Below are 19157 nucleotides of genomic sequence, written 5' to 3' on the forward strand. Positions count from 1 at the left end.
GTCCTGCCAGACAAGGCACCCGTTTTTATCTCCACCCATCTGTCCGGAAGGCGGCGATCATGACCGATCCCGTAGGCAAGATTCCGAGCGAGCTCGACCAGCTCCCGGACCGTGACACCGAGGAGACCGCCGAGTGGGCGGCCTCCCTGGACGCCGTCACCAAGGCCGCCGGCCCCCACCGGGCCGCCTACCTGATGCGCCGGACGCTCCAGCACGCCGAGGGCGCGGGCCTGGCCCTGCCCAAGCTGCTGGAGACGGACTACCTCAACACGATCCCCACCTCCGCCGAGCCGGTCATCGACGGCGACGAGGAGCTGGAGCGGAAGATCACCGCCTGGAACCGCTGGAACGCGGCCGCGATGGTCACCCGCGGCTCCAAGCACGGCGTCGGCGGCCACATCGCCACCTTCGCCTCCGCGGCCTGGCTCTACGAGACCGGCTTCAACCACTTCTTCCAGGGCAAGGAGTCCCAGAGCGCTCCCGGCTCCGGCGACCAGCTCTACATCCAGGGCCACGCCTCCCCCGGCATCTACGCCCGCGCCTTCCTCGACGGCCGCCTGGACGAGTCGCACCTCGACAACTTCCGGCAGGAGTCGGGCGGCAACGGCCTGCCCTCCTACCCGCACCCGCGCCGCCTCCCCTGGCTGTGGGAGTTCCCCACCGTCTCCATGGGCCTCGGCCCGCTCTCCGCGATCTACCAGGCGCGCTTCAACCGCTACCTGACCAACCGCGGCATCAAGGACGTATCCGCCTCGCACGTGTGGGCGTTCCTCGGCGACGGCGAGATGGACGAGCCCGAGTCGACCGCGGCACTCGCGCTGGCGGCCCGCGAGGGTCTGGACAACCTGACCTTCGTCATCAACTGCAACCTGCAGCGCCTCGACGGCCCGGTCCGCGCCAACTTCAAGATCGTGCAGGAGCTGGAGGCCCAGTTCCGCGGCGCCGGCTGGAACGTCGTCAAGAGCCTCTGGGGCAACGCCTGGGACGAGCTCTTCGCGCTCGACACCACCGGCGCGCTGGTCCGCCGCCTCCGCGAGGTGCCGGACGCGCAGGTCCAGACGTACCAGACCCGCGACGCCGCCTACATCCGCCAGGACTTCTTCGGCAAGGACCCGGCGCTCGCCGCGATGGCGCAGCTGATCTCCGACGACAAGATCCTGGAGTGCTTCCACCTCTCGCGCGGTGGCCACGAGCCGCGCAAGGTGTACGCCGCGTACAAGGCCGCCCTGGAGTTCAAGGGCGCCCCGACCGTGATCCTGGCGCAGACCGTCAAGGGCTTCACCCTCGGTGAGGGCTTCGCGTCGAAGAACGCGAACCACCAGATGAAGAAGCTGACGACGGACGAGTTCAAGAACATGCGTGACCTTCTTGAGCTCCCCATCTCGGACGCGCAGTTCGTCGACGGCGTGGTGCCGTACGGCCACCCCGGCGCCGACTCCCCCGAGGTCCGCTACCTCCAGGAGCGCCGGGCGGCCCTCGGCGGTCCCGCCCCGGCCCGCCGCGTGCACCCGGTCGCCCCGCTCCCGGCCGCCCCGGAGAAGGCGTTCGCCTCCTTCGACAAGGGCTCCGGCTCGCAGTCGATCGCCACCACGATGGCCTTCGTCCGCCTGGTGAAGGACCTGGTCCGCGACAAGGAGACCGGCAAGCGCTGGGTCCCGATCGTCCCGGACGAGGCCCGCACCTTCGGCATGGAGTCCCTCTTCCCCTCGCTCGGCATCTACTCGCCGAAGGGTCAGACGTACGAGCCGGTCGACCGCGACCAGCTGATGTACTACAAGGAGGCCGTCAACGGCCAGATCCTGAACGAGGGCATCACCGAGGCCGGCTCGATGGCCGACTTCATCGCCGCGTCGACCGCGTACTCCACGCACGGCGAGACGATGATCCCGTTCTACATCTTCTACTCGATGTTCGGCTGGCAGCGGACCGCCGACCAGATGTGGCAGCTCGGCGACCAGCTCGGCCGCGGCTTCCTCGTCGGCGCCACCGCCGGCCGCACCACCCTGACCGGTGAGGGCCTCCAGCACGCCGACGGCCACTCCCCCGTCATCGCGGCCACCAACCCGGCGGCGCTGACCTACGACCCGGCGTTCGCCTACGAGGTCGCGACCATCGTCAAGGAGGGTCTGCGCCGGATGTACGGCGAGGCCGCGCCGGACGAGGACCAGGACGTCTTCTACTACCTGACGGTCTACAACGAGCCGATGCCGCAGCCGGCCAAGCCGGGCCACGCGGGCGTCGACGAGGGCATCGTCAAGGGCCTCTACCGCTTCAACACCGCCGAGTCGGCCGGGGTGACCGTGCCGGTCAACGCGCCGCGGATCCAGCTGCTCGGCTCGGGCACCGCGATCCACTGGGCCCTGGAGGCGCAGAAGCTGCTCGCCGAGGAGTGGGGTGTGGCCGCCGACGTGTGGTCCGCCACCTCCTGGACCGAGCTGCGCCGCGACGCGCTGGAGGCGGACGCCGCCCTGCTGCGCGGCGAGGAGCGCGTCCCGTACGTGCGCCAGGCCCTCGCGGGCGTCGAGTCGCCGGTCCTGGCGGTCTCCGACTACATGCGCCAGGTCCCGGACCAGATCGCGCAGTGGGTCGAGCAGGACTACTCGTCGCTGGGCGCCGACGGCTTCGGCCTCTCGGACACCCGCGCCGCCGCCCGCCGCCACTTCGGTGTCGACGCGCAGTCGATCGTGGCCGCCTCCCTGGCCCAGCTCGCCCGCCGCGGCGAGGTCCCGGCCACCGCGGTGAAGGAGGCGCGCGAGCGCTACGGCCTGTAGGCCGGTGTGTCGGTGGCGGGGCGCATGATGTCAGTCATGCGCGCCGCCCGACTCATCAAGATGGTCCTGCTCCTCCAGAACCGCCCGTCCATGACGGCGGCCGAGCTCGCCGCCGAGCTGGAGGTGTCGGAGCGGACCGTCACCCGTGATGCCCTCGCCCTCTCGGAGGCGGGGGTTCCGGTGTTTTCGGAGCGGGGCAGGGCCGGTGGGTACCGGCTGGTCGGCGGGTACCGGACGCGGCTGACCGGGCTCGCGAAGGACGAGGCGGAGGCGCTGTTCCTCTCCGGGCTTCCGGGGGCGCTGCGGGACATGGGGCTCCAGGACGCGGCCTCGGCGGCCCGGCTGAAGGTGTCGGCGGCGCTGCTGCCCTCGCTGGCGGACGCGCCGGGTTCGGCGGCCCGCCGGTTCCATCTGGACGCGCCGGGCTGGTACCAGGAGCCGGTGACGCCGGAGCTGCTGCCGTCGGTGGCGGAGGCGGTCTGGGACGACCGGCTGCTGTCGGTGCGCTACCGGCGCCGGGACGGCGAGGAGGTCGAGCGGGAGCTGGCGCCGTACGGACTCGTCCTGAAGGCGGGGGTCTGGTACGTGTGCGCCCGTGCGGGGAGCGCGTACCGCACCTACCGGGTGGACCGGTTCACGGCGGTCGCGGTCGGCGGGGAGCGCTTCGAGCGGGACCCCGGTTTCGAGCTGGCGGTGTTCTGGGCGGAGCGCGCGGCGGAGTTCGCGCGCTCGCTGCTGCGGGCCGAGGTGGTGGTGCGGCTGACGGAGGCGGGGGCGCGCCGGCTGCCGTACGTGACGGACCGGGCGGCGGCGGAGGAGGCGCTGGCGGGTGCCGTGCCGGACGCGGAGGGCCGGGTGACGGTGACGCTCCGGGTGGAGGGCGAGGACGTCGCCTTCGCCCAGTTGTTCGGGCTCGGTCCGGAGGCGGAGGTGGTGGCCCCCGCCTCCCTGCGGGCCCGCTTCGCCGAGGCGGCGCGGGCGGCGGCGCGGCTCTACCGGTAGTCGGCCACGTCCGGCGTGCCGGTCTCGCCGGCGACGATGAAGCCCCAGGCGTCCGGCCGGGAGCCGTCCGCGTCGGTGAAGCCGTACTCCTTCGCCAGGCCGCCGCTGGAGAGCGACTGTCCGGTCCAGCGGTGCCGGTCGGGGTCGGCGGCGAGGGCGGCGACGGCCCGGCCGACGTACACCGGGGACTCGGAGACGGCGAAGTCGGGGAGCTTCGCGGTGGCGTCGCGCCAGTTCTCCTCGGTGACGCCGAAGGAGGCGAGCATCTGCTCGGACCTGAGCCAGCCGGGGGTGACGGCGACGGCCGTGGCGCCGTACTCCTCCAGTTCCTTCGCGAGGCCGAAGGCCATCCGGATCGGCGCGTTCTTGGTGAGGTCGTAGTAGAGGTTCTCGCGGAAGCGGGTGGCGTTGTAGGCGGCGGTGCCGTCGGTGACCTCGACGACGAGCCCGCCGGGGTTGCGGATCAGCAGCGGGAGCGCGAGGTGCGAGGTGATGGCGTGGGTGCGCACGCCGAGTTCGAGCATCCTGAGTCCGTCGGCGAGGTCGTTCTCCCAGGTCTTCTTCCCGAAGACGAGGAGGTGCTCGCCGCCCCAGACGTCGTTGACGAGGACGTCGAGCCGGCCGTGGTCGCGGTCGATCCGGTCGAGGAGGGCGCGGACCTGATCGGGTTCCAGGTGGTCGGTGGGGACCGCGATGCCCTCGCCGCCGGCGGCGGTCACCAGTTCGGCGGTCTCCTCGATGGTCTCGGTGGCGCGGCCGACCTCGCTGACCTTGTCGCGGGTGGTGCGGCCGGTGACGTGGACGGTGGCTCCGGCGGCGCCGAGCTGGACGGCGATGGCCCGTCCGGCGCCCCGGGTGGCCCCGGCGACCAGGCAGATCCGTCCGTGCAGCGGCTTCGTTTCGATGGTCATGGTTCTCAGGCTGACAGCGATACCCGACATCTTCTGTCCGGATGGGATCCGGACTTTCCGGGTGCGTCGCGGTCGCGGAGACAGGATGCTGGAGCCGTGATGGACGAGACCGAGTTCTGGGAGATCATCGACGCCACCCGCGAGGACGCCGAGGGCGACCCCGAGGAGCAGGCGGATCTGCTCGTGGAACGGCTGACCCGGCTGGATCCGGACACGGTGCTCGACTACGCGCGCCATTTCGAGGCCCGCTTCAACCGCGCGTACCACTGGGACCTGTGGGGCGCGGCGGCGGTGCTGCTCGACGGGGCGGGGGTGGCCGAGGAGGGTTTCGACGCGTTCCGCTGCTGGCTGATCGGCCAGGGCCGGGAGGTGTACGAGGGCGGTGTGCACGATCCGGACGGGCTCGCGGACCTGCTCGACGCGTTCGACCCGGAGCTGGACGGGGACGGCGAGGAGATCGGTTTCGCGGCGGACGAGGCGTACGAGACGCTGACCGGTACGGAGACCCCGGACCTGGGTCTCGTGATGCCGGACGGGGAGCCGGAGGGCGCGCGGCTGGACGTGGCGGACGAGGCGGCGCTCGCGGCCCGGCTGCCCCGGCTGTGGGAGCGGTTCGGCGCGGAGTAGGCCGAGGGCCCGGGCGGGGGAACCGGGGCCCTCGGCGGCTCGGGATCGGCCGCTCCGCGAGGAGGCGGCCGTCAGAAGTGGGTGCCGCCGTCGATGCGGACCTCGGTGCCGGTGATGAACCTGCCGTCCTCCGAGGCGAGCATCGCGACGACGCCGGCGACGGTCTCGGGGCCGGCGAAGCCCTGGCCGAGGGCGGGGGCGAGCTTCATGAAGAGCGACATGTCGGCGTCGGCGGGGAGGCCGGGGCCGAGGGACTGCCTGCTGGCGCCGGAGCCGTCGGTCATGCCGGAGGAGATGGAGCCGGGCTGGACGGCGGTGAAGCGGATGCCCTGCTTGGCGTACTCGGCGGCGAGGGCGTGGGTCATGGACTGGATGCCGCCCTTGCTGGCCGCGTAGGCCGCCATGTAGGGGTGGGCGAAGTGCGCGGAGGTGGAGGAGAAGTTGACGACGGCCGGGCCGTCGCCCTCCAGGAGGGCCGGGATCGCCTCGCGGATCATGAGGAAGGTGCCGGTCAGGTTGATCCGTATCACCTGCTCGAAGGAGTCGAGGCCGGTCTCGTGGGTGTGCGAGGAGCGGAGCACGCCGGCCGCGTTGACCAGTACGTCCAGGCCGCCGAGGGTGCTGACGGCGGTGGCGACGCCGGCCCGTACGGACGCCTCGTCGGCGACGTTCACCAGCACCGTGGTGAGGCGGCCGGCCGCGTCGCCGGCCTTGGCGGCGGTGTCCTTCAGGCCGTCCTCGCTGATGTCGGCGGCGACGACCCGGCCGCCCTCGGCGAGCATGCGCAGGACGGTGGCCTGGCCGATGCCGGAGCCGCCGCCGGTGACGAGTGCGCGGCGTCCTTCGTAGCGGGTGAGCTGGTTCATGGCGGCAACCTCTCGATGTCAAGCTTCTTTGCTGATGACCACCGTACGCCTAGGTGGCACGTTTTGCCACCACTGCACATCGCGCACTCTCTGCATCCGGAGGCGTACCCTCGTACGGTGACGCACCGACCCGAGCCCGCTCCCGCGACGCCCTCCCTGACCCAGCGCCGCAAGGCCGCCACCCAGCTGGACATCGCCCGCGCGGCGGCCGAGCTGTTCACCGAGCACGGGCCCGACGGCACCACGGCCGAGTCGATCGCCCTGCGGGCCGGGGTCGCGCTGCGCACCTTCTACCGCTACTTCCGCTCCAAGCAGGACGCCGTCGCCCCGCTGCTCGCGGGCGGCGCCGACCGCTGGCGGGAGTCGCTCGCCGCCACCGCCCCCGGCACACCGCTGCCGGCCGCGCTGGAGGGCTCGATCGCGGACTCGCTCACCCCGGAGGACGAGGCGGCGGCGGAGGGGCTGCGCTGGACCCGCGGACTGCTGCGCGCCTCCGAGGAGGACCCCGCCCTGCGGGCCGTCTGGTACCGGGTCAACCAGGAGTCGGAGGAACGGCTCCGCGAGGTCCTGGGAGAGCTGGCGGGCCCGGCGGCCGACCCCCTGGAGGTACGGCTCGCCGCGGCGGCGGCCACCGACGCCATCCGCATCGCGCTGGAGAGCTGGGCCGAGTCCGACGCGCCCGTCGACGGCCCCGGCTCCCCCGCCGCCCTCGCCCTGCGCTGTCTGCGCGAGCTGATGGGCGGGGTGGCGCTGTGGAGTACTAGCTGAGCCGCCGGCCCATCAGGACGTCGTCGACCGGCTCGCCGTCGAGGACGAACTCGCCGGGCAGCACGCCCTCGACCGCGAAGCCCTCGGCCTCGTAGAGCGCGCGGGCGGGGACGTTGTGCCCGAGGACCCGCAGGGTGACGCGGCTCGCGCCGTCGGCGCGGGCCTTCGCGAGGGCGGCCCGCAGCAGAGCGCGGCCCACCCCCTGGCCCCGGGCCTCGCCGGCGACCGCGAGGCCCTGGATCTGCCGCACGTGGGCGTTGGAGGCGAGCGGGGTCGGCGGGACCACCCGGATGTACCCGAGGAGCGTCCCGGCCCGCTCGGCGACGAGGAAGTCCGCGGGCCGGTGGCGGTCGTCGAAGAAGGGCTCGTACGGCTCCGAGGGCGGGGGCAGCACCGCGTGCAGCGGGGACCAGGTCGCCCGGTCCAACTCGCCCAGCGGTTCGGCGTCGCCCTGCCGGGCGCCTCGGATCACGAAGGTCTCCGGCTCGGTCATGCCGCCACTCTGCCATGCCCCGGTCGGCGACGGACGGCCGGGCGCCGGGCAGGATGGGCGCATGCAGCCTTCCGCCCTCCGCAAGCGGGTCGCCGTCACCGGAGCCTCCGGGCTCATCGGCGCCGCCCTCGTCCGCTCCCTGCGCGCCGACGGACACGACGTCCTCCGGCTCGTCCGCCGCCCGGCCAGGACCGCCGACGAGGTCGAGTGGGACCCCGGGCGGCTGTACGTGGACGGCGCCGGGCTCGTCGGCGTCGACGCGGTCGTGCACCTGGCGGGCGCCGGGGTCGGCGAGCGGCGGTGGACCGAGGCGTACAAGCGGGAGATCCGCGACAGCCGGGTGCTCGGCACCACCGCGATCGCCCGGACCCTCGCCGGGCTCGCCGAGCCGCCGGAGACGCTGGTCTGCGGCACGGCGCTCGGCTGGTACGGGGACACCGGCAGCCGCGCGGTGGACGAGAGCGCCCCGGCCGGCACCGGCTTCCTGCCCTCGGTCTGCGTCGAGTGGGAGGCCGCGGCGGCTCCCGCCGAGGAGGCCGGGATCCGGGTGACGTACGCCCGCACCGGTCTCGTGGTGGCCCGTCAGGGCGGCGCCTGGGGACGGCTCTTCCCGGTCTTCAAGGCCGGCCTCGGCGGGCGGATGGGCGACGGCGGCCAGTACTGGTCCTTCATCTCGCTCCACGACGAGGTGGCCGCGCTGCGGCACCTGATGGACACTCCGTCGCTCTCGGGCCCGGTGAACCTGACCGCCCCCGAACCGGTCACCAACCGCGAGGTCACCGCGGCCATGGGCCGGGTGCTGCGCCGCCCGACGCCGTTCCCGGTCCCCGCCGCCGCCCTGAAGCTGGTCCTCGGGGACTTCGCGGCGGACGTCCTCGGCTCCCAGCGGGTGCTGCCGGGGCGGCTGCTCTCCTCCGGCTTCAGCTTCGCCTTCCCCACCATCGACGCCTCCATCCGGGCCGCCGCGGCCCGCTGAGCGGGCGCCGGGGGCGGCCTCGCCGACCGGACCGGACCGGGGACGCCGCGCGCCCGGACCGACCGGCCGGGCGCCCCCCGGCGCCCCCTGCGCTCCCCCGTGCTCCGGGAAGCCCGCCGCGCGCGGGCCCGCTGCCGTGGGAGCGCTGCCTAACCTCGGTGCCCACCAGTCGACATGGATCGCGAACCCGGGCATTCCGGGGGCCTGTTGGGGGCATAGGCCACCAACAGGCGGCGCAGACCTGGGAGGGGCACGTGCTCAGTACCGCACGCAGCGCACAGCAGGCACAGCACGCGGACGGCGTCACGGAAGGCGGCTCCGGTCCGGAGGCCGCGCGGGGCACTGTCGTCCCGCGGCCCCGGCAGGCGGAGCACGGCGGGGCAGGCGGCGGAGTCGGGGACGTCGACGTGGTCGTCGTCGGCGCCGGGATCGCGGGGCTCGCGGCGGCCCGGCGGCTGACCGGGGCGGGGCTCTCGGTCGCCGTCCTGGAGGCCGAGCCGTTCCTCGGCGGCCGGCACGCCACCGGCGAGACCGACGGCTTCCGGCTCGACCGGGTGGGCCGGCTGCTCACCCTCGCCCCGGAGGAGCTGCGGGCCCTCCCGGGCCTCGACGGCGTGGTGCCGCGCGCCTTCGCGCCCGGGGTGCTGGTCCACTCCGACGGGCGGTACGCGCGCTGGGGCGCCCCGCCCCCGCGCAGCCGGAGGGGCGCGTTCACCGTGGCGCGCGCCCTCGCGAGCGCCCCCCGGCATCCGGCGGCCTCGCTGGACCAGGCACGGCTCGGCGCCTCGCTGGTGCGGCTCGCGGCGACCCCGACGCACCGGCTGCTCGCCCGGCCGGAGCGGACCGCGCGGGAGGCACTGTCGGGCCGGCTGCCGGCCAGGACCGTGCAGGCGGTGCTGCGGCCGCTGCTCGCGGCGCTCCTCGCCGATCCGGACCTGGAGGTGTCGAGCCGGCGCGCGGACCTGGCGCTGCGGGCCTTCGCGCGGGGCCGGGTGTCGGTGCCGGAGGGCGGTTCGGCTGCGGTCCCGTCCCACCTCGCGGCGGTGCTGCCGGAGGGCACCGTACGGACCGGGGTCCGGGTCACGGAGGTGTCCGCGTCGCGCGTCGGCACGGCGGAACACGGCACGGTCGGCTGCCGGGCGGTGGTCCTGGCGACGGGGGCGCGGACGGCGGCCGGGCTGCTGCCGGGGCTGCGGGTCCCGGCGTACCACCCGGTGACGGTGCTCCACCACACGGCTCCGGTGGCGCCCACGGCGGATCCGACGCTGCTCCTGGAGGCGGACCCGGGCGGGCCGGTCGCGCACACCGCGGTGATGAGCGCGGTGGACCCGACGCGGGCCCCGGCCGGCCGGCCGCTGATCACCTCGACGGTGCTCGGGACGCCGCCGGACGACACCGAGCGCCGGGTCCGCAAGCACCTGGCGGCGCTGTACGGCACCTCCACGGACGAGTGGGAGCTGCTGGCCCTGCACCACACCCGGGACGCGGTCCTGGCGACGCCCCCGGCCCACGACACGTGCCGCTCGGTGCGGCTGCTCGCGGGCCTGTACGTCGCCGGCGACCACCGCGGGGCGGGCACCCTGCGCTCCACCCTGGCCTCCGGGGAGCGGGCGGCCGGGGCCGTCCTGGCCGACCTCGGCCTGTGCGCGCCGGTCCTGGAGGAGGCCGAGGAGGAGGCGGCCTGAGGCCTCCGTCGGGTCAGCCGAGGGCGGCCACCCGGTCGCGGTAGGTGCGGACGGGCGGGGCGTCGCGGTAGGGCTCCAGGCGGCGCTCGAAGTCGCGGACGTACTCGATCGCGCGGGCCGAGCGCATCTCGGCGGCCTGCTGGGCGGCCTCGGCGCCGAGCGCGCACGCCTGGTCCAGCTCGCCGAGGGCGAGCCGGGCGGTGGCGAGGACGACCCGGCAGAAGAGGCGGCTGCGGGCGTAGCCGGGGGCGCGGAGCTGGAGTGCCCGCTCGGCGTGCTGGGCGGCGGGGCGGTACTGCTGGAGGTCGCGGTGGCAGTGGCCCAGCTCGTCGGCGAGCTGGGCCTCGTCGAAGGAGCGGGCCCAGGAGGGCACCTCGTCGCCGGGCCGGGCGGCCTCCAGGGCCCGCTCGGCGCGGACGAGGGAGGCGCTGCACGCGCGGGCCTCGGAGAGGACGGCGTGGCCGCGGGCCTCGACCGCGTGCAGCATCGCCTGGACGACGGGCGGGGCGGCGGATCCGACGCCCTGCTGGGCGACCCGGGCGAGCTGCACGGCCTCGCGGCCGTGGCCGAGGTAGACGGCCTGGCAGCTCATGGTGAGCAGCACGTAGGAGCCGTACCCCCGGTCCCCCGCGGCCTGCGCCAGGCGGAGCGCCTGGACGAAGTAGCGCTGGGCGAGGCCGTGGGCGGCGATGTCGTACGAGGTCCAGCCGGCGAGCCGGGTGAGGTCGGCGGCCGCGGCGAAGAGGCGCCGGCCGGTGGCCTCGCCGTAGCTGCCGCGGAGCATGGGCTCGGCCTCGTGCTCCAGGTAGCGGACGAGGGCCTGGCGCGCGTGGCCGCCGCCGTAGGCGTGGTCCAGCGTGCGGAAGAGGTCGCCGACGGAGCGGAGGGCGGCGATGTCGCCGCCGGTGACGCGCTGCCCGGGGCCGCGTTCCGTGCCGCGCTGGCGGGGGACGGAGAAGCGGCCCTGCGGGGGCACGCGCGGGTCGGTGCCGATGGCCCGGACAGGTCCGCCCCCGGGGCGGACCACCGGCACGGGGGCGGCCGGCTCGCCGCGGGCGACGCGGTCGTCGGCACGGCCGATGAGCCAGTCGCGGCTGGGCACGACCAGTCCGGCGGGGGTGAAGGCGATCTTGCGGAGCTCGGCGTGGCTGCCGGAGTCCTTGCGCCAGAGGCCGCTGACGATGTCCACGGCCTCCTCGGGGGTGGCGGCGAACTCCAGGCCCGCGTAGACCGGCGCGCAGGCGTCGAGGCCCAGGTCCTGGGCGGAGAGCCGGCGGCCGAGCCGGCGGGTGAAGACCTCGGCGATGAGCGCGGGCGTGGTGCCGCGCGGCTGCTGCCCGCGCAGCCACCGGGTCACGGAGGTCTTGTCGTACCGCAGGTCGAGCCCGTGCTCCAGCCCCAGCTGGTCCACCCTTCTGGCGAGCCCCGCGTTCGAGAACCCGGCTTCGGCGATGAGCGCGGCGAGCTGGCGGTTCGGGACGCGCTGCGGTGGTCGTTCCGTCATCGGCTGTGCGGTCTCCTGCCTTCGGGCGCAGGTGGCAGCCCGTTTCGACCCTCATGGAACGGCGTGAATGTAGCGGTCATCCCGGCCCGTACCGCCAGCTTCGCCCCACATTCATCCGATCGTGTGAGGAACCGGAACCCTCGTTGCCACTCCGCGCTGACCGGGCCACCCCCTCCGGGCGCCCCGGCCCCGGATCCACCTGCCCGAAGGGTTCCGGGCGTGTCGCCGTACAGTGGCAGGGGCGCGTATGACGCAGGGTGCCGGGCCGGCTCCCGCCCCGGGACGATCCCCGGAACCCGGCCGCGGGCACCCAGGAGGAGGCATGGCCGTGAGTGAGCTGCAATTCGTCCGCCTGGGCTTCGGCGAGGACGCCGTCGAGTACCGGACGGCCTGGGACAAGCAGCGCGAGGTGCACGCCGCGCGGTTCGCCGACGAGACCGGCGACATCTGCCTGCTCCTGGAGCACCCCCCGGTCTACACGGCGGGCCGGCGCACGGCGGAGAACGAGCGTCCGCTCGACGGGACCCCGGTCGTCGACGTCGACCGCGGCGGCAAGATCACCTGGCACGGCCCCGGCCAGCTCGTCGGCTACCCGATCCTCAAGCTGCCCCGCCCGGTGGACGTCGTCGCGCACGTGCGCCGGCTGGAGGAGGCGCTGATCCGCACCGCCGCCGACTTCGGCGTCGCGACCACCCGGGTCGAGGGGCGCAGCGGCGTCTGGGTCCTGGGCGACCCGGTCGAGCGGCGGCCGGCCCTGGGCGGGCTCTCGCTGGACTTCGACCCCCGGCTGACGGACGACGAGTTCGACCCGCGTCTGAACGGCCCCGAGTACGCCCCCTCCAACGCCGGCCAGCGGCGCGAGGACCGGAAGCTCGCCGCCATCGGCATCCGGGTCGCCAAGGGCGTCACCATGCACGGCTTCTCCTTCAACGTGAACCCGGACAACGCCTGGTTCGACCGGATCATCCCGTGCGGCATCCGCGACGCGGGCGTGACCTCGCTCGCCAACGAGCTGGGCCGGGACGTCACGATCGAGGAGGTGCTGCCGGTCGCCGAGCGGCACCTGCGGGACGTGCTGGAGAACGCGGAGCCCAGGCCGCGCGAGATCGCGCGCGAGACGGAACGGGCCTCGGCCTAGGAATGCCTGGCTCTGGCCATGGGTTGGCCAGACGTAGCAAGGCATGGAAGCAACGGGCGTACCCTGGTGTGCGCCGAAGAATCGAAGCTACAGGAGCCGATGTGTCCGCAGTCGCACCCGACGGACGCAAGATGCTGCGCCTGGAGGTCCGGAACGCCCAGACCCCCATCGAGCGCAAGCCCGAGTGGATCAAGACCCGCGCCAAGATGGGGCCCGAGTACACCAAGATGCAGAGCCTCGTGAAGAGCGAGGGCCTGCACACCGTGTGCCAGGAGGCCGGCTGCCCCAACATCTTCGAGTGCTGGGAGGACCGTGAGGCGACCTTCCTCATCGGCGGCGACCAGTGCACCCGGCGCTGCGACTTCTGCCAGATCGACACCGGCAAGCCGGAGGCGCTCGACCGCGACGAGCCGCGGCGCGTGGGCGAGTCGGTCGTCACGATGGACCTGAACTACGCCACCATCACCGGCGTCGCCCGCGACGACCTGGAGGACGGCGGCGCCTGGCTGTACGCCGAGACCGTGCGCCAGATCCACCAGCAGACCGCCGAGCGCGCCGACGGCCGCACCAAGGTCGAGCTGCTCGCCCCCGACTTCAACGCGGTGCCGGAGCTCCTGGCGGAGGTCTTCGCCTCCCGCCCCGAGGTCTTCGCGCACAACGTGGAGACGGTGCCCCGGATCTTCAAGCGGATCCGCCCCGGCTTCCGCTACGAGCGCTCGCTGGACGTCATCACCCGGGCCCGTGACTACGGTCTGGTCACGAAGTCCAACCTGATCCTCGGCATGGGCGAGACCCGCGAAGAGATCAGCGAGGCGCTCCAGCAGCTGCACGACGCCGGTTGCGAGCTCATCACGATCACCCAGTACCTGCGCCCCTCGCTCCGCCACCACCCGGTGGAGCGCTGGGTGAAGCCCCAGGAGTTCGTGGAGCTGAAGGAGGAGGCCGACGAGATCGGCTTCTCCGGCGTGATGTCGGGCCCGCTGGTCCGCTCCTCGTACCGCGCCGGCCGCCTGTACCAGCAGGCGATCGAGAAGCGCGGGACGACGGTGGAGGCCGTTCAGGCGGTGTGAGTCGCCGCACAGATGAATACCCGCCGGTAGGGCGGGTGGGAGAGCGGCCCGTGCGGCCCCGCAGTTCAGCGGGGCCGCACGGGCCGCTCCGCCGTACGGAGGGTCGCCGCCGGCGTTTCATCAGTGTTTGACCGCCGGGTCATGCCCTGGTAACACCGTTCTGTGAGCATGGATCCACACAACGCCACCTTCCGCTCACTCCCCCACCTCGTCTCATCCGCATGCGAGAGAGGACCCCTCATGCCGGCCGCATCGACCCACGTCCGGGCCGCCGCCCTCCCGTCCGTCACGGACGCCCTCCGCGCCGTCGAGGGGCTGCTCCTGGGCGCGGGACAGCGCACCGCACGGCGCAACGCCTGGACCTCCGTCCTGGAGGACCGCCGCCGCGCCAAGGACCGCATCGAGGCCCAGCACGTCCTGGAGGCCGCGTCGGGCCGGACGTCCCGGGCCACGTAGACTTCAAGGCATGGCGAGGAAGGCAAACACGGGCGGCGCTGACGCCGCGAACCCCGGGCGACTGAAGCAGATCGCCCTCACGTACAAGATGACCCGGAAGGCCGACCCCAAGGTCGGGCTCGTCGTGGCCGGCGTGGGCATCGTCGTACTCGGTGTCCTCCTCGGTATCGGCTTCCTGATCGGACACCCGGTCTACCTGGGCATCCTGGGCTTCGTCCTGGCGTTCCTGGCGATGGCGATCGTCTTCGGGCGGCGCGCCGAGCGGGCGGCCTTCGGACAGATGGAGGGCCAGCCGGGCGCCGCCGCGGCGGTGCTGCAGAACATCGGGCGCGGCTGGACCGTGACCCCCGCGGTCGCGATGAACCGCAGCCAGGACGTGGTGCACCGGGCGGTCGGCCGCCAGGGCATCGTCCTGGTCGGCGAGGGCAACCCGAACCGGCTGAAGCCCCTCCTCGCGGCCGAGAAGAAGAAGATGGCCCGCGTCCTGGTCGACGTGCCGGTGACGGACCTCGTCGTCGGCAACGACGAGGAGCAGGGCCAGGTCCCGCTCAAGAAGGTCCGCACCAAGATGCTGAAGCTGCCCCGGCTGCTCAGCGGCCCCCAGGTGACGGCCGCCAACGACCGGCTCCGGGCGATGGGTGACCTGATGTCCAACATGCCCCTCCCGAAGGGCCCGATGCCCAAGGGCATGAAGATGCCGCGCGGCGGGAAGATGCGCTGACCCGCACGAGAACGAGAACGGCGGTGCCCCGGACCTCATGAGGTCCGGGGCACCGCCGTTTCGCGTCCGGTGGGCGCGGCAGGTCAGACGCGCACCTGGACCGCGCCCGCGAGGCGGTCGTGGAGGCCGCGGCCGTCCCGGTCCCAGATCAGGGCGGGGATCGCCAGGCAGGTGAGGGCGGCGCGGAGCACCGCGCGGGGCAGCGTGATCCGGCCCCCTCGGACCGAGACGACCCGCAGGCGGAAGAGGAGCTTGCCGGGGGTGGCGCCGACCGTGCCCACGGTCAGGGCGTTCAGGACGAACAGGATGAGCAGGGCCCAGTTCGCGGTCGCCTGGTTGTAGCCGTCGGTGAGGAGACCGTATGCGATCAGCAGGCACAGGCCCCAGTCCACGGCGAGCGCCCCGAGCCGCGCCCCGGGACGGGCGATCGAGCCCGGTCCCTCCTCGGGGAGGCCCAGCTGCTTGCCCCGGTGGCCGAAGTCCACGCCTGCTTGCTCCGCCGCGGCGCGGGGGCCGGAGAGCCACGATCCCAGTGCTTGCCTGTTGTCCACCCGACCACCGTACTGCGCCCGTTTTCGATCACTTCGGTCCGGGTACGCGTGGGGCGCGCCCCGGACACGGCGGGAGCCGGGTCCGGGGCGCGACACGGAGTGCCGCCACCCGCCCCGGTTAACTTCGACGAAACAAATGGGTCATGCTTGAGAAATCCCGACTGCCTAGGGTCGGGTCCGAGCGTGCGCCACCGCACTGGCCGCATCACCGAGCTGCAACCCCGCCCCTCCCCGGGCCGGGAGTAGGAGGAGTTGGATGTCCAAGCACGGGTTCCAGAACGCCGAAGAAGTCGCGAAGTTCATCAAGGACGAGGACGTCAAGATGGTCGACGTCCGCTTCTGCGACCTTCCCGGCGTGATGCAGCACTTCTCGATCCCTGCGACGGCCTTCGACCCGTCCGAGGAGCTGGCCTTCGACGGCTCGTCGATCCGCGGCTTCCAGGCCATCCACGAGTCCGACATGTCGCTGCGCGCGGACCTCTCCACGGCCCGCCTGGACCCGTTCCGCCGCGACAAGACGCTCAACATCAACTTCTTCATCCACGACCCGATCACGGGCGAGGCCTACAGCCGCGACCCGCGGAACATCGCGAAGAAGGCGGAGGCGTACCTCGCCTCCACCGGCATCGCCGACACCGCGTACTTCGGCCCCGAGGCCGAGTTCTACGTCTTCGACTCGGTCCGCTTCGAGACCTCGGCGAACCAGGGCTTCTACCACATCGACTCCGAGGCCGGCGCCTGGAACACCGGTGCGGAGGAGAACAACCGCGGCTACAAGGTCCGCTACAAGGGCGGCTACTTCCCGGCCCCGCCGGTCGACCACTTCGCCGACCTGCGCTCCGAGATGTCCCTGGAGCTGGAGAAGGTCGGCCTCCAGGTCGAGCGCCAGCACCACGAGGTCGGCACCGCCGGCCAGGCCGAGATCAACTACAAGTTCAACACGCTGCTCGCCTCGGCCGACGACCTGATGCTGTTCAAGTACATCATCAAGAACGTCGCCTGGCGGAACGGCAAGTCCGCGACCTTCATGCCGAAGCCGATCTTCGGCGACAACGGCTCGGGCATGCACGTCCACCAGTCGCTGTGGTCCAACGGCGACCCGCTGTTCTACGACGAGGCCGGCTACGCGGGCCTCTCGGACACCGCCCGCTACTACATCGGCGGCATCCTCAAGCACGCCCCGTCGCTGCTCGCCTTCACCAACCCGACGGTGAACTCCTACCACCGCCTGGTCCCGGGCTTCGAGGCGCCGGTCAACCTGGTCTACTCGCAGCGCAACCGCTCCGCCGCCATGCGCATCCCGATCACGGGCTCGAACCCGAAGGCCAAGCGCGTCGAGTTCCGCGCGCCGGACCCGTCCTCGAACCCGTACCTCGCCTTCTCCGCCCTCCTCCTCGCGGGCCTCGACGGCGTCAAGAACAAGATCGAGCCCATGGAGCCGATCGACAAGGACCTGTACGAGCTCGCCCCCGAGGAGCACGCGAGCGTCCCGCAGGTCCCGACCAACCTGGAGGCCGTGCTCAAGGCCCTGGAGGAGGACAACGACTACCTCCAGGCCGGCGGCGTCTTCACCTCCGACCTGATCGAGACCTGGATCGACTACAAGCGCACCAACGAGATCGCCCCGATCCAGCTGCGCCCGCACCCGCACGAGTTCGAGCTCTACTACGACCTCTAGACCGCGAGGCGCACCAGACGCACAGCTGAGGGCCGCCGCCCCGGAACCACTCCGGGACGGCGGCCCTCGCCGTCGTGCGCGCCGGCCGTCGCGTCAGCGGGTCTGGCGGATGAAGGTGCGGACCAGACGGCAGGTGGTGTCGGAGGGCGGGTGGATGCCTATGCGGACGGCCGTGGTGCGGATGGTCGCGTTCGTGGCCTTCGACGGGACGTAGACGCCGGCGTCGAGGAGGGCGATCGCGAGGCGCATGGCCTTGAGGCGGCGGTTGTGCGAGATGTACCACGCGCGCGGGCGGCCGGCCGGGAGGGGCTTCTTCAGGAGCGGCGTGAAGGGTTCGATGGACGGCCTGCGGATCACGGCTGTTGCCATGGGCTACCTCCTGGCGAACGGTGGCGGGGGCCCTCCCCGGGGCCCTTGCCTTCAGCTCCTATTTTAGTGGCTGCCACTGACAATCGGCCCTGGTCGGACGGGGTTCAGGGGTAGTTTGGGGGGATGGAGATCTGGATCAATCCCGCCTGTTCCAAGTGCCGCGGCGCCCTCACCCTGCTCGACGCCGAGGGGGCCGAGTACACCGTCCGGAAGTACCTGGAGGACGTGCCCTCGGCGGAGGAGATCCGGGGCGTCCTGGAGCGGCTGGGGCTGGAGCCCTGGGACATCACGCGGACCGGCGAAGCCGTCGCCGGGGAGCTCGGCGTGAAGGGGTGGGGGCGGGCCCCGGAGGACCGCGAGCGGTGGATCGAGGCCCTGTCCGCCCACCCGAAGCTCATCCAGCGCCCCATCATCACCGCCGACGACGGCACGGCCGTCGTCGGGCGCTCGGAGGAGGCCGTGCGGGAGGCGCTCGGGCGGGGTTAGGGCGTCCCCCGCCGGATCGGGCCGGGTCAGACGCCGGGGCCCGCGCCGGGGCCCGTCAGGCATCGGGCCCGGTCGGGCGCCAGGCCCGCACCGGGCCGCGTCAGGCGCCGGGCCCGCGCCGGGTCGCGTCGGGGGCGCTTCAGGTGGTCGCCGCGCGGGTTTCCGCCTCGGTGAGGAGTTCCGTGAGGCGGAGGGCGAAGCGGGCGTCGCAGGGGTGGGGCGTGCCGGTGCGGGCCGCCGCGAGGAGGGCGTCGATGGCGTGGGTGTACGCCTCCGCCGCGCCGTTCCACCCGGGGAGCTCGACGCGGCCCGCCGTGCCGTACAGGGTGATGGCCGCGCCGGCCGCCGCCGGCGGGGCGCTGAGGGTGAGGGTGGCGGTGCTGCTCGCGCCCGAGGTGTGGCGGAGGGTCAGGTGGTGGGTGTCCTCCGGACCCCGCACGGCCGTCAGCGAGGTCACGTCGCCGAGGACCGGCAGGAGGACCGAGAGGACGTGCGGGCCGACGTCCCAGAGGCCGCCCTTCTCGCGGCGCCAGGGGGAGGCGGCGTAGGGGCTCTCGGAGCCGGCCGCGTAGAGCGAGCCGAGCCAGCGGGCCTCGGCGACGTACCAGCCGCCCGCCGCCCGCTGCTCCTCGATCCAGCGGGCGGTCTCGGGGGCGAAGCGCAGGGTGCAGAAGACGACCGAGGCGACGCCCGACTTCTCCGCCGCCTCCACGACCTCGCGGGCCCCGGCGACCGTGGTCGCGAGGGGCTTGTCGAGGAGGAGGTGACAGCCCGCTTCGGCCGCGCGGACGGCGACGCCGGCCTGGACGTCAGGCGGGAGCGCGACCGCCACGGCGTCGCATTCCGCCAGGAGCAGGTCCAGGTCCTCGTACGCGCGGGTGCCGAAGGCCTCGGCCAGCTCGGCTGCCGCCTCGGGGCGCCGGCCCCACACCCCGGCGAACTCGACCCCCTCGTGCGCGGCGAGTGCCGGTGCGTGGGTGCGGGCGGCCCAGGGGCCGGTGCCGACGAGTCCGATTCGGGGGCGCTGGTGTGCGGGGAGGAGAGCCATGGGACCAGTCTGCCCGCCCCGGGCGCGCGACCGATAT

19 protein-coding genes are annotated in these 19157 nt (G+C 73.5%); 12 read left to right on the forward strand and 7 right to left on the reverse strand.

Annotated elements, in window-relative coordinates:
* Positions 1-59: 59 nt before the first annotated feature.
* Entirely contained in the window at positions 60-2771 is a 2712-nt protein-coding gene (gene aceE, locus ACF1BN_RS11395; RefSeq protein ID WP_392331341.1) for a pyruvate dehydrogenase (acetyl-transferring), homodimeric type, read from the forward strand.
* A gap of 36 nt (positions 2772-2807) precedes the next feature.
* The gene (locus ACF1BN_RS11400) at positions 2808-3773 is read left to right on the forward strand and encodes a helix-turn-helix transcriptional regulator (protein ID WP_392331342.1); all 966 of its coding nucleotides are present in this window, start codon (positions 2808-2810) and stop codon (positions 3771-3773) included.
* On the opposite strand, the gene ACF1BN_RS11405 is transcribed toward ACF1BN_RS11400, so the two are convergent.
* A complete protein-coding gene (locus ACF1BN_RS11405; RefSeq protein ID WP_392331343.1) occupies positions 3764-4684 on the reverse strand; it encodes an SDR family oxidoreductase in 921 nt (306 codons plus the stop codon). The two genes, ACF1BN_RS11400 and ACF1BN_RS11405, sit on opposite strands and share 10 nt — an antisense overlap.
* A gap of 99 nt (positions 4685-4783) precedes the next feature.
* Between ACF1BN_RS11405 and ACF1BN_RS11410 the strand changes: the two genes are divergently transcribed.
* Positions 4784-5311: a DUF4240 domain-containing protein gene (locus tag ACF1BN_RS11410; protein WP_392331464.1), complete on the forward strand. Its 528-nt coding sequence runs from the start codon at positions 4784-4786 to the stop codon at positions 5309-5311.
* Between the two features lie 71 nt (positions 5312-5382).
* Here ACF1BN_RS11410 and ACF1BN_RS11415 read toward each other — a convergent pair whose 3' ends face one another.
* Positions 5383-6177, reverse strand: a complete 795-nt coding sequence (locus ACF1BN_RS11415) for an SDR family NAD(P)-dependent oxidoreductase (RefSeq protein ID WP_392331344.1) — start codon at positions 6175-6177, stop codon at positions 5383-5385.
* Between the two features lie 117 nt (positions 6178-6294).
* On the opposite strand from ACF1BN_RS11415, the gene ACF1BN_RS11420 reads away from it, so the two are divergent.
* The gene (locus ACF1BN_RS11420) at positions 6295-6945 is read left to right on the forward strand and encodes a TetR/AcrR family transcriptional regulator (protein WP_392331345.1); all 651 of its coding nucleotides are present in this window, start codon (positions 6295-6297) and stop codon (positions 6943-6945) included.
* Here the strand turns inward: ACF1BN_RS11420 and ACF1BN_RS11425 are convergent.
* The gene (locus ACF1BN_RS11425; protein ID WP_392331346.1) at positions 6938-7438 is read right to left on the reverse strand and encodes a GNAT family N-acetyltransferase; all 501 of its coding nucleotides are present in this window, start codon (positions 7436-7438) and stop codon (positions 6938-6940) included. The two genes, ACF1BN_RS11420 and ACF1BN_RS11425, sit on opposite strands and share 8 nt — an antisense overlap.
* Before the next feature lie 61 nt (positions 7439-7499).
* Between ACF1BN_RS11425 and ACF1BN_RS11430 the strand changes: the two genes are divergently transcribed.
* Positions 7500-8414, forward strand: coding sequence for a TIGR01777 family oxidoreductase (locus ACF1BN_RS11430; protein ID WP_392331347.1), 915 nt, complete (start codon positions 7500-7502; stop codon positions 8412-8414).
* Positions 8415-8668: 254 nt separating this feature from the next.
* Positions 8669-10099 carry an FAD-dependent oxidoreductase gene (locus ACF1BN_RS11435; protein ID WP_392331348.1) on the forward strand — a complete coding sequence of 477 codons (1431 nt, stop codon included), beginning with the start codon at positions 8669-8671 and terminating at the stop codon, positions 10097-10099.
* Between the two features lie 13 nt (positions 10100-10112).
* Here the strand turns inward: ACF1BN_RS11435 and ACF1BN_RS11440 are convergent, their stop codons facing one another.
* Positions 10113-11603, reverse strand: coding sequence for a regulator (locus tag ACF1BN_RS11440; protein WP_392331349.1), 1491 nt, complete (start codon positions 11601-11603; stop codon positions 10113-10115).
* Between the two features lie 328 nt (positions 11604-11931).
* Between ACF1BN_RS11440 and lipB the strand changes: the two genes are divergently transcribed.
* From lipB to ACF1BN_RS11460, 4 genes are all read left to right on the forward strand, one after another.
* Positions 11932-12741: a lipoyl(octanoyl) transferase LipB gene (lipB, locus tag ACF1BN_RS11445; RefSeq protein ID WP_392331350.1), complete on the forward strand. Its 810-nt coding sequence runs from the start codon at positions 11932-11934 to the stop codon at positions 12739-12741.
* 101 nt (positions 12742-12842) lie between these two features.
* Entirely contained in the window at positions 12843-13811 is a 969-nt protein-coding gene (gene lipA / locus ACF1BN_RS11450; protein ID WP_392331351.1) for a lipoyl synthase, read from the forward strand.
* Positions 13812-14051: 240 nt separating this feature from the next.
* Positions 14052-14267, forward strand: a complete 216-nt coding sequence (locus ACF1BN_RS11455) for a hypothetical protein (RefSeq protein ID WP_376604991.1) — start codon at positions 14052-14054, stop codon at positions 14265-14267.
* A gap of 10 nt (positions 14268-14277) precedes the next feature.
* Positions 14278-14988 carry a DUF4191 domain-containing protein gene (locus ACF1BN_RS11460; RefSeq protein ID WP_360322339.1) on the forward strand — a complete coding sequence of 237 codons (711 nt, stop codon included), beginning with the start codon at positions 14278-14280 and terminating at the stop codon, positions 14986-14988.
* A gap of 83 nt (positions 14989-15071) precedes the next feature.
* Here the strand turns inward: ACF1BN_RS11460 and ACF1BN_RS11465 are convergent, their stop codons facing one another.
* The gene (locus tag ACF1BN_RS11465) at positions 15072-15539 is read right to left on the reverse strand and encodes an RDD family protein (protein WP_392331352.1); all 468 of its coding nucleotides are present in this window, start codon (positions 15537-15539) and stop codon (positions 15072-15074) included.
* A 256-nt stretch (positions 15540-15795) separates the two neighbouring features.
* Between ACF1BN_RS11465 and glnA the strand changes: the two genes are divergently transcribed.
* A complete protein-coding gene (glnA, locus tag ACF1BN_RS11470; protein WP_392331353.1) occupies positions 15796-17217 on the forward strand; it encodes a type I glutamate--ammonia ligase in 1422 nt (473 codons plus the stop codon).
* 93 nt (positions 17218-17310) lie between these two features.
* On the opposite strand, the gene ACF1BN_RS11475 is transcribed toward glnA, so the two are convergent.
* Positions 17311-17586 (reverse strand): hypothetical protein, encoded by a 276-nt coding sequence (locus ACF1BN_RS11475; RefSeq protein WP_392331354.1) that lies wholly within the window; start codon positions 17584-17586, stop codon positions 17311-17313.
* Positions 17587-17709: 123 nt separating this feature from the next.
* Between ACF1BN_RS11475 and ACF1BN_RS11480 the strand changes: the two genes are divergently transcribed.
* Positions 17710-18072, forward strand: a complete 363-nt coding sequence (locus ACF1BN_RS11480) for an arsenate reductase family protein (RefSeq protein ID WP_392331355.1) — start codon at positions 17710-17712, stop codon at positions 18070-18072.
* A gap of 139 nt (positions 18073-18211) precedes the next feature.
* Here ACF1BN_RS11480 and ACF1BN_RS11485 read toward each other — a convergent pair whose 3' ends face one another.
* Positions 18212-19120, reverse strand: a complete 909-nt coding sequence (locus ACF1BN_RS11485; protein ID WP_392331356.1) for a Gfo/Idh/MocA family protein — start codon at positions 19118-19120, stop codon at positions 18212-18214.
* Positions 19121-19157: the final 37 nt, after the last annotated feature.

The sequence above is a fragment of the Streptomyces sp. NPDC014861 genome (assembly GCF_043081625.1).
Lineage (GTDB): Bacteria > Actinomycetota > Actinomycetes > Streptomycetales > Streptomycetaceae > Streptomyces.